This is a genomic window from Aquimarina algiphila (assembly GCF_007489275.1).
GTDB classification, from domain to species: Bacteria; Bacteroidota; Bacteroidia; order Flavobacteriales; family Flavobacteriaceae; genus Aquimarina; species Aquimarina algiphila.
The window spans coordinates 1-10,445 of the sequence record NZ_VLNR01000113.1 but is presented as its reverse complement, the minus strand read 5'-3'; the positions used below and the strand labels follow the sequence as shown (position 1 = coordinate 10,445).

General features: G+C 38.3%; 3 protein-coding genes. All 3 read left to right on the top strand.

What is annotated here, in order from left to right; all coding sequences use genetic code 11:
• Positions 1-3,069 (top strand): T9SS type B sorting domain-containing protein (locus tag FOF46_RS29365; protein ID WP_143919004.1); only part of this gene is annotated, 3,069 nt, incomplete at its 5' end.
• Between the two features lie 94 nt (positions 3,070-3,163).
• Entirely contained in the window at positions 3,164-4,120 is a 957-nt protein-coding gene (locus FOF46_RS29360) for a PorP/SprF family type IX secretion system membrane protein (RefSeq protein WP_109436231.1), read from the top strand.
• 255 nt (positions 4,121-4,375) lie between these two features.
• Positions 4,376-10,445: DUF11 domain-containing protein (locus FOF46_RS29355; protein WP_143919003.1), on the top strand; the 6,070-nt coding region annotated here is incomplete at its 3' end.

Sequence of the window (10,445 nt, the reverse complement as noted above, 5' to 3'; positions counted from 1 at the left end):
ACTGTGATTGTATCGATTACAGGAGGAACAGGTCCATTTACCTTTACAGCCCTAAGTGGAACTGGTATTTTACCTGCACCACCAATAGTTGTAGCTGCAGGAACATTAGATGATGTAGGTACACCAGAGATAGAAACCAGAGCAGTATTTACATTACCAAGTGTTGGTAATTATGTATTCCAGATTTTAGATCAGACGACTACATGTACTATAGATACTCCAGCTTATCCTATTGCTCAATTTGATACAATAGAGGCTGCGATAACCTTAGGAAATGATATTACATGTTTTAATACGAGTCCACCAGATGGTTCAGTTAACCTAATTGTTACTGGATACACAGGTCCATATACATATGTTGCTACCAATAGTAGTACAGCACCTGTGACTACGGTTTCTGGAAGTGGTAATACTACTACGGATCCAGCTATAGGGTTAAATATCCCAGGATTACTAGCGGGAGACATAACAGTTGTGGTTACAGCAACAAACACTCCATTCTGTAATGCTACATCTAATGTAGTAGCAATTACACAACCACCAGTGATTACGGTAACAGCAAATCAAATAAAAGACGAGACTTGTAACCCTGGAGACGATGCTACTATAGAAGCAGTTGCTGGTGGAGGTACAGGAGCCTTTGAGTATCAGTTAGAAGATGCTGTAGGGGGTATATTAGTAGCCTTTGGTACTGATCCTAGGTTTGGAGCCTTTGCTTTGGATGGAGGAGTTGCTCCTGCAGGAATAGACTATGTAGTAAGAGTTAGAGATGCCAGAGGGTGCGAGCAAACAGATACGATTAATATTCAACCCCCAGTACCACTTGGACTTAATCCTATTGCGGCAATCACATTAGATTGTGCAGATAGTGAAGACGGAGTAATTAGTGCTACTGCTACAGGTGGTCAAGGAGTAGGTACATACTTCTTCTCTTTGACATTCCCAGACGGATCAGTGTCTGCCGCAGTAAATAATGGAACAGACACATTCCAGTGGCCTGATTTAAAACCAGGAAACTATATTGTTACGGTTTCTGATAACTTGGCTTGTGAGGCAATTCAAAATCCTGTAGTGATTACTGCCCCACCTGCAGTTACAGTTGATGTAACTCCAACGGGAATAAGCTGTTTAACAGCTAATCCAAATAATATATTAGTTACAGGTGGAGGCGGAGTTCCAGGAGGATATACGTATGGTTATATTTTTACTGATGCAACTACAGGTGCAGTATCTCCAATTGTATACCAAGCTAGCGATACTTTCCTTAATTTACCAGAAGGTGATTATGATTTCTATGTTCGTGATAGTAACTTATGTGAATCTCCAGCTTCGACAAGAATTCAGGTAAGAGATCCTGATCCATTGGATGCTACATTAGATATGAACAATTTTAATATTGTTTGTTTTGGAGAGCCAACAGGTTCTGTAGATGCTGTGGCAACAGGAGGATTAGGTAATTATGGATATAGAGTTAATGGTACGGATTATTTAGGGAATCCTGTAAACTTACCAGGACCTACAGCTACTGATACGCAGACGACAAGTTTCTTTGGAGACTTACTTGCAGGAACGTATACTTATACGGTAACTAGTGGAGATTGTGTTGATGTTGTTCGACCGTTTACAATTATTCAACCTGATGAGTTTATAGTAGAAGCTTTTGAAACGCCTATTTCGTGTAATGGAGAAACTGATGGTACGATACGAGTAACAGCTGTAGGAGGTACTTCTCCTCAATATTTCTTCTCATTATATAATAGTGCTGGAGATGCTGTATTTACCTTTATAGAAGATGATTCTGAATTACCAATAGGAGAACATACATTTACAGATTTACCAGCAGATACATATAGAGTAGAGGTAGAAGATAATAATGGATGTCCAAGAGAAGTTATAGATATTTTAATTATCGAGCCAGATCCGATTCTAGGTACTGTAACTGCACAAACACCCGAAGAATGTGCTGGAGATATGAACGGTACAGCGACGATATCTATTACCGGAGGTTTACAACCAGTTCCACCTGCAAGTCCGGTGTATTTCTGGAGTATTGATGGAGTAACATATCTACCAGTACCAGATCCAACCGCGTTATTTGTTGATAATCTTCCTGGAGGAGTGAGTACTGTGTTTATTAGAGATTCGCAGAACAATCCTAATTGCCAGGGTGCAGTGGCTATTGATATTGTGCCTGGGGTTAACCTTGACGCAACGTTAGAGCCAAGATTAGTATGTCCTATCTATGATTATACCGATCCAATGAATCCTGTTATGACTAGTGAAGAGCAATACTTTATTGACTTTAATATCATTGCCGAGTCAGAAGGATTAGATATTATTTATACCTTAAATGGTATAAATGGTACACCTAACCCTCCTAGTAACTCGAATTTGACAGGAACTTTTGAAGTAGCTCCTGGAGAGTATGAAGGTGTGATGGAATCTCAATTATGTACAAGAACTATCGGAACGATAGAGATTATTGAGTATACACCATTAGCGATACCTGTTGCTGAGATGACCAATAACCCTCAGGATCCTAATGAATATAGAATTTTGGCATCTGGAGGAAGACAATTTGAAAACGATCCATTCTACGCGTTCTCTTTCACTATGTTAGATGAAGGAACAACTTTAGAGGAATTAGAACCTTCCGACTTTACTGAGTTAGATGGAAATATCTTTGTAATTCGTGAGACTGCGGATTATGTTTTAAGAGTTGTAGATGCAGATGGTTGTGAAGTGCGTGTAGTTGTGAATTTGACATATATCAATATTCGTATTCCAAATTACTTTACACCAAATAATCCAAATACTTCTATAGAAGAACGTTTTTGGTACCCTAGACAAATTACTCCTAATATAGATGACCCATTCTTCTTTGAAAACATGGAAGTAACCATATTTGATAGATACGGTCGTATGTTAAAAGAGTTTAAAGGAGATCAACAAGGATGGTCTGGAACGTATCAAGGGAAGATGCTTCCATCTGGTGATTATTGGTACACTATCATCTTGAACGATGTAGACAATAGAGAGTTTACGGGTCACTTTACACTATATAGATAATATATAGAAGGTAAGTGAGTTATAAGACCATATGGATAGAACCAAAGGAAATAGAAAGAGAAAAAAGTTAACGATCTGTAATTTTTAATGTTAGATGAAGAAGTATATTGTAATATTTAGTCTATTTGCAAGTTATTGCATTTTTGCCCAGGAGTTTTCGGCTCCTGTTCAAAACCAGTACATCGCAGATAACCCATATTTGATATCCTCTGCGTATGCGGGTATTGGAGATTGTTGGCAGATCAGAGCTTCTGGTTTTGAGCAATGGGTGAGTATTGAAGATTCTCCCGGAACACAATCCCTATCCATAGATGGTAGGATATCTGATCGTTCTGGAGTAGGAGCAATTCTTTTCAATGATCAAAATGGATTTACGACACAAAAAGGAGTTCAATTATCTTTTGCCCACCATTTAACATTAAGTGAATATAACAACCAATATCTTTCATTTGGTATTAGTTATAAGTTTACTCAGTTTGGTATTGATACTTCTGAGTTCAATAACGGAAATCCTGATAACCCATTTAATCCAGGTTTAGCAGATATATCAGTTAACGATTCTAACTTTGACATTGGATTGTTATATCGTATAGGGAGGTTCTTTTTGAGTGCGAATGCAGTTAATTTGTTACAGAAAGAGATCGATGATTTCAATCCAACAGAACCTTCGCAGATACAAAATTATTATCTATATTCTGGGTATACCTTTTATCATAGATTTAGCGATATCGAGATAGAACCTTCTGTTTTGTATCAAAACTTTTCTGGAGATGGTCGTTCTACTACCGATCTTAATTTGAAAGTTCGTAAACTGCATAGAGGAGATTATTACTGGGTGGGAGTGAGTGTTAGATCTTTAGTAGATCAGGATTTTAAACCTCTTTCTGTATCTCCTATGCTAGGAATTAAAAAAGCTAATTTTTACGTTGCATACGGATACCAGGTTAATGTAAATGAGGTATTAGAACCTACTACTGCAGCCGGATCTCATATGATTACTTTAGGGTTTGATTTTGGATGTAGACAGAGTAAATGTGGATGTACATATTAAGTTCATTTATATTGAATAATAAAAACATAAATTAATATAATTTAAGATAATAAATTAGAAACCTAATTATTAACTACCCCAGTAATTAGGTTTTTAATAAAATGAAAATGTTAAAATAGCTTGAAGAGAACTATAATTTGTTAGTAGTTAAGAGTAGGGTATTTATTGGGATTAACGTTTTGTTTTAAAGAAGTAAAGCAAAAATTTTGTCAATATGTTTCTATTTGAAAAGAAACAGTATAAATATAACCCCACATGAATCTAAAACTACTTTCAGTTAAGGTATTTTTTCTATTTTTAATTTTTGGTATTAATGATTTACATTCTCAGGTAATTGGAAATGTAAATATGCGTGAAGTTCCCAATACAGATTTTACAATCCGAGGTGATTTTATAATGGTTGGGAATGCCATATCTGGATTATCAAGAATACCAGGAACTACTACTCCCAGAAACCCTAACTTACCATATAACGGAACCAGTAATAATAATGGAAATTCGTTTGGATACATTGATATAGATAGTGATCCAAGTACGTTTAGTTCGAGTTCCGCTGTTGTAAACACAGGAGGTGTATGTTCAAGAGTCGTGTATGCTGGATTGTATTGGACAGCTACATATTATACCAGAAAGCAAACTGATAATGATGCGGTTTATAGCGGTCTTCCGGTTACAGATAATAGAGCTATAGAAGATGGGTTGCCAGGTAATTTTCGTGATGTAAAGTTCAAGCCTCCTGGAAGTGCCGATTATATTGATATTTCGGTAAGTGATGGGGTTTTCACCGGAACAAGTGGTGTTCTATTTGATGGTTGGAGAAACACAGCCACCAATTCAAGTAATATAGCAGTAAAAGATGTGCCTTATGTTTGTTACGCCGAGGTAACAGATCTTATACCAGATCTTGATGCTGCTGATGGAGAATACTTTGTTGGAAATATTAGGTCTACTATAGGACCTTCTAGAAATGGAGTTTCTGGAGGGTGGGTTTTAGTGATTATTTATGAAGATACTACTTTACCTACAAAATTATTGAGTTCTCGGTTTGGGTTTAAACAAATTGGAGGAGGAGGATCTCCAGATGTGGAATTTTTATATGATGATTTTAGAACCCTTCCTGCTCCTAATCCTGTAAATGCAAGATATGGTCTTTCTACTTTAGAGGGGGATTTTAGTATAGTGGGCGATCAATTACAATTGTTTTCTGACCCTAATCCAGTCGCTATTGGATGGAGATCGATGTTTGCTCTTCCAGAGAATACTTCTACTAATTTTTTTAATAGTACAATTTCTATTGATGGAAATCATAATTTGGATAGAACTCCAGCTTCGCAAAACACATTAGGTCTGGAAATCGATGTTTTTGATATTCCTAATTTTGGTAATGAGTTGATTGGTAACGACCAAACTTCAGCACGTTTTAGAACAACGACTAGTGGAGATAGTTATAGTGTATTTGTTAATGCATTTAGTATTGAAGTTATAGAACCAAAACTTACGGTTACTAAGAGAGTGTTTGATATTACCGGAACTGATATTACAGGTGACCCAGTAAATTTTGGAGATCAGTTGTTTTATGAATTGACAATTGAAAACAATGGTAATGAAGATATTACTGCTGCCAGTATTCGGGATGTACTTCCGGATAATGTTGATTTTACAGTAGGAACTATTACTACTAGTAACCCGGGAATTGTTGCAACTCCAGATCCTACAAGCAGACAAATAGATATTACAATTACTGATGACCTTGTTGTTCGAGGAGGAGGTTTACATACTGTTCGTTTTGGAGTTCGAGTTGTCGCTACCTGTGCTGATTTACGAGATGCATGTTCCAATCAGATTAATAACATAGCCATCTCTACCTATACAGGAGTTGATTCTGGAATTACTCGAACTGGCGAGGAAAGTATTTTGGAACTAGATGCTTGTCGATTTGATATAGAAGGTTCATCTAATGTTTTGATTAATGATGGTATTTGTTTTACAGAAAGTATCCCATCTTTCTTTTGTACGGGCTCTTTAGTGCTTACTGCCGGTGATGGTTTTGCTAACTATACATGGACCTATGTAGATGACCCATCGGTAACATTTCCAAATACCCAAAGTATAACAGTTACTCTTCCTGGAACGTATACTGTTTTAGAAACAGGAGCACCGGGATGTCTTGATTCTCAACTCACTTTTGTAGTTGATAGCTTCACAACAGTTACGAATCCTATATTTGATGTAGTCGCTGGATTAGGATCAAACCCGGTGGTAAACGGTAATATACGAACTTGTCCTATTACAGGAGAATCACTACCAGAGATATTCTTATGTGGCGCGGGTACCACATTAGATATACCATTGAGTTTTGCCGCAGGTACAACTGTAGTTTGGGAACGATTGGATCCTTCGGCTTGTCCTACAGTAACGAGAGATCCAAATTGTCCAACTCCTATTATTGATTCTGGAGCTTGTGATGGTGAATGGGTAGAGGTTAGTACTGATGTTAGCGGTTATACCCTTACAGAGGCAGGTGAGTATAGAATTCGAGCTACTTTTGATAGAGGGTGTACCGTGCCTTTTTATTTTAATGCCTTTAAAAATAATTTTAAACCAAACTTAATAGTTATTCGAGAGATAATATGTGGTACTCCAGGAACATTAAGTGTTAATAACTCTTCAATTCAATACGAATATCAATTGATAGCTCCAAGTGGAGCAACAACAACGTATCAAAACTCTCCAGAATTTGCTGGTTTAACAGAGATTGGTAATTACACTGTGAATGCTCGACAAAGAGGAGGTTTGCCTACAGCTTGTGTATTTCAGGATACTGAATTTTTAGATGAATTGGATGCGAATGAAGTGGTTACCGTTACATCTCCGACATGTCCGGATGGTAGAGGAGAAATTTCGATTACAGTAACAGATTCTAAGATTAATTATACATATACCATTAATAGTACAACAACAGCTTTTACAGATTCTGAAGGCCCAACTACGACTCCTAGCCATACATTTATTGGTTTAGTACCTGATACATATGAGGTACAGGTATTGTCTGCTGATGGTAGTTGTTCTGAAACATTTACAAGAGTTGTAACCCCGGCAGCTGCATTTTCTGCTACGGTTAGACTTGTAAGTGATCTAAAATGTAATCCAGCATATCAACCAGATATAACTCTTCCTGATTTTGATGATGATTTATTTATAGCAATTTATGAGGTTACAGTGACTGGAGGGTCTGGTAGTTTTGAATTTAATGATAGGATGGACTTTTTAGGTACTGTATTAGAACCTTTAACAGGAACAACATATCAATTTAGAGCCACAGCAGCAGGAAATTATCCTGTTTATGTGGGTGATTTGGTTGGTGGTTGTATAATTAGTGCTGGTAGTGTTGATGTAACACCATATGAAGCGATTACTGCAACTGCTACACCGATTAATCCAGATTGCAGCGGTAGTTTAGGAGCAATTGATGTTACCATTACAGCGGGTCTTGCAGAAGGCCCATTTACTTATATTTTGGATGAAGGTACTGGAACTGAAGTTAGAATTGGGCCAAATTTTAATACAACCGAGAGATTTAATAGCGTAGATCCAACAGTATCTCATACGGTTACCGTGGAAGATCAATTTGGCTGTAATTTTGTAGTTACTCCAGATGTAACTTTTACTTTCCCGGCGGGTATCACAGCTACGATTAATGACGATTTCCGTTTATTAAGTTGTACAGCTACTCCTGGCGCTCAGGCTCAGGTTACCGCGATTACTGGAGGTTCAGGTACGTATGAGTGGAGTTTAAGTCCAACTAGTGGTTTTGTTGCAGTTGCTGCGCTTCCTTTTGAGGTTGATTTTGCGGCAGCAGGTTCGTATACGATTTATATAAGAAATCAGGTTACTCCACCTACGGATAGTTGTGTTGAGAGTTTCCCAATAGTTATAGATCCTTTATTAGAGGTTGACAGTGTTACGATTACACCTGGAGATCAGGATTGTTCAAGTCAAACGGTTGATGTTGTTCTTTCGGCTTCATCATTTCCTCTTCCTGGCGCTGCTTTTTATGAGTTTGAGGTTACTCCAGACCCTGCTAGTGGAGCAGCTGGTACAGGTAGTGTAGCTTTTAATGTAGCGACAAATTATACCTTTACTAATGGAGTATCATATACAGTTAGGGCAAGAAGAAGTGATACCCAATGTATAAATACGGGTAATTTTACTGGAGTTGCTATTCCAGAAATACAGATTACGAGTGCTACTCAGGATAAACCTGTAAATTGTGTTGGGGCGAGCGACGGTATTTTATCTTTCACTGTTGGTAATAGTGCTTCATATACATATACAGTTACAGGTCCTACGGTTGTTGCACCAGGAGCAGGAGCAGGAGTAACTCCTGTTACTATTGGTTCACTTTCAGCTGGTACGTATACCATTACAGTAACAGATACTAGTCTTTCTGCACCATCAGTAAATTGTTCTACGAGTACTACTGTTGATATTACAGAGCCTTTGGTTGCTTTAAGTTTTACTCCTGTTGTAGATGATGCAGACTGTGGTAATCCAACGGGAACCATTACGGTTAATGCCGTTGGCGGCCGAGGCGGCTATGAATATGAATTACGAAATGCTGCAGGGACTCTTCCTGCGATTACCGCATATCAATCAAGTAATGTATTTAGTGGTTTGGCACCAGCGACTTATACTGTTTTTGTAAGAGACGATAGTGATCCTTTATTAGCATGTGAGGTTAGTCAGCCTGTAATTGTTCCGGTTACAGTTGTACCTAGCATTGCTTTAGCAACTGGAGGAGATGCATGTTATACCCCTGCAGATCCTGCGACGCAGTGGATTGCCATTACGTTAGGCGTTCCGGCACCAGTTGGTCCATTTACGTATAGTTTAGATGGCGGCGGTCCTTTAGCTGTTGCTTTCTTGCCAGGTCCAGCACCTGCGAATACTTTTGAGATACCTAATTTGGCACCTGGTGCTCATACGGTTACAGTCACGAATACGGGAAGTACCTGTTCATCTAATACGGTTAATTTTACGATTAATCCAGAGTTGACTATTATTGCTAACTTGACTAAAGATTTAGATTGTTCGGCGACTCCAGATGCCACGATAACATTTACAGCTACAGGAGGAGATACTACTTATACTTTTGATGTTCTAGGACCTGATGCACAGACGGGAGTAACTTCTCCTGCATCAGTAAACACAGCTGGAACGTATCAGATTAGAGTAACAGATGGTCTTGGTTGTATAGCTACTTCAGCAGATATCATCGTTAATCCTACGGTTACCCCAACTGCTACTACAGCTACTGTTCCCGTACTTTGTTTTGGTGAATCTACAGGAGCTGTTACCATTACCCCAACAGCAGGCGAAGGTCCTTTTGAGGCAAGAATGATCTTACCGCTACCTGCAGGAGTATTTGGGCCGGATCTTACCTTTACAGGTTTAGCTGCTGGGAATTATGTTTTTGAAATCAGAGATTCAAAAGAATGTGTTAGTGCTAATATCCCAGTTACGATAACAGAGTCACCAGAAATAACGGCTACAATTGATGCCATTACAAATATAGATTGTTCTACTATTACTACAGGAACCATTGAATTGAACCCTGCTACGGGAGGTTCTGTAGGAGTAACTGATTATACTTATGTCTTGCTAGATGGTGTAGAATCTCCTCCTCTTAGCGGCATATTCATTGCTGGCACTCAAAATACACGAACAACGACTAATCCACAAAATTTATTGGTAGGAGTTGGACCGACATTTGATCTTCTTGATCCAGGCACTTATTTCATCGATATTATAGCTTCTGATGGTTGTAGTAATCGTATAGGTCCATTTGTTGTGACACAACCTCCTTTTGATTTGAATTTTGATGTTACTCCAGTTCCAACAGATTGTTCTTCTGGCGCGACATATCAGATCACAGTAACAGGAGGAGAGGGTCCATTTTTGATTAATGAATTTAGAACTACCCCTCCGATATCAACAATACCACCATATGAAGCTTTAAATGGAGAGTTGGGAGGAGTTCCTGCTCCGCTTCCAAATGCTTTTTTGAATGAGACCAGACATGAATTTACAGGTTTAGATTATGGTACTCCTTATGTCTTTGAGATTATTGATACCGCATCGGGCTGTAGATATTTTGAAGCTGTTCCAGTAGTAGATCCCCCAGGATTTGATGTGGTGATTGATAGTACAGATCCTGCAGATTGTTTTGGAGATACTAACGGTACAGTAACCTTTACTGTCACTACTTTAGCTACTACAGTAGATTGGGAAGTGTTTGATGCTGATACAGGACTCACAACAGGTA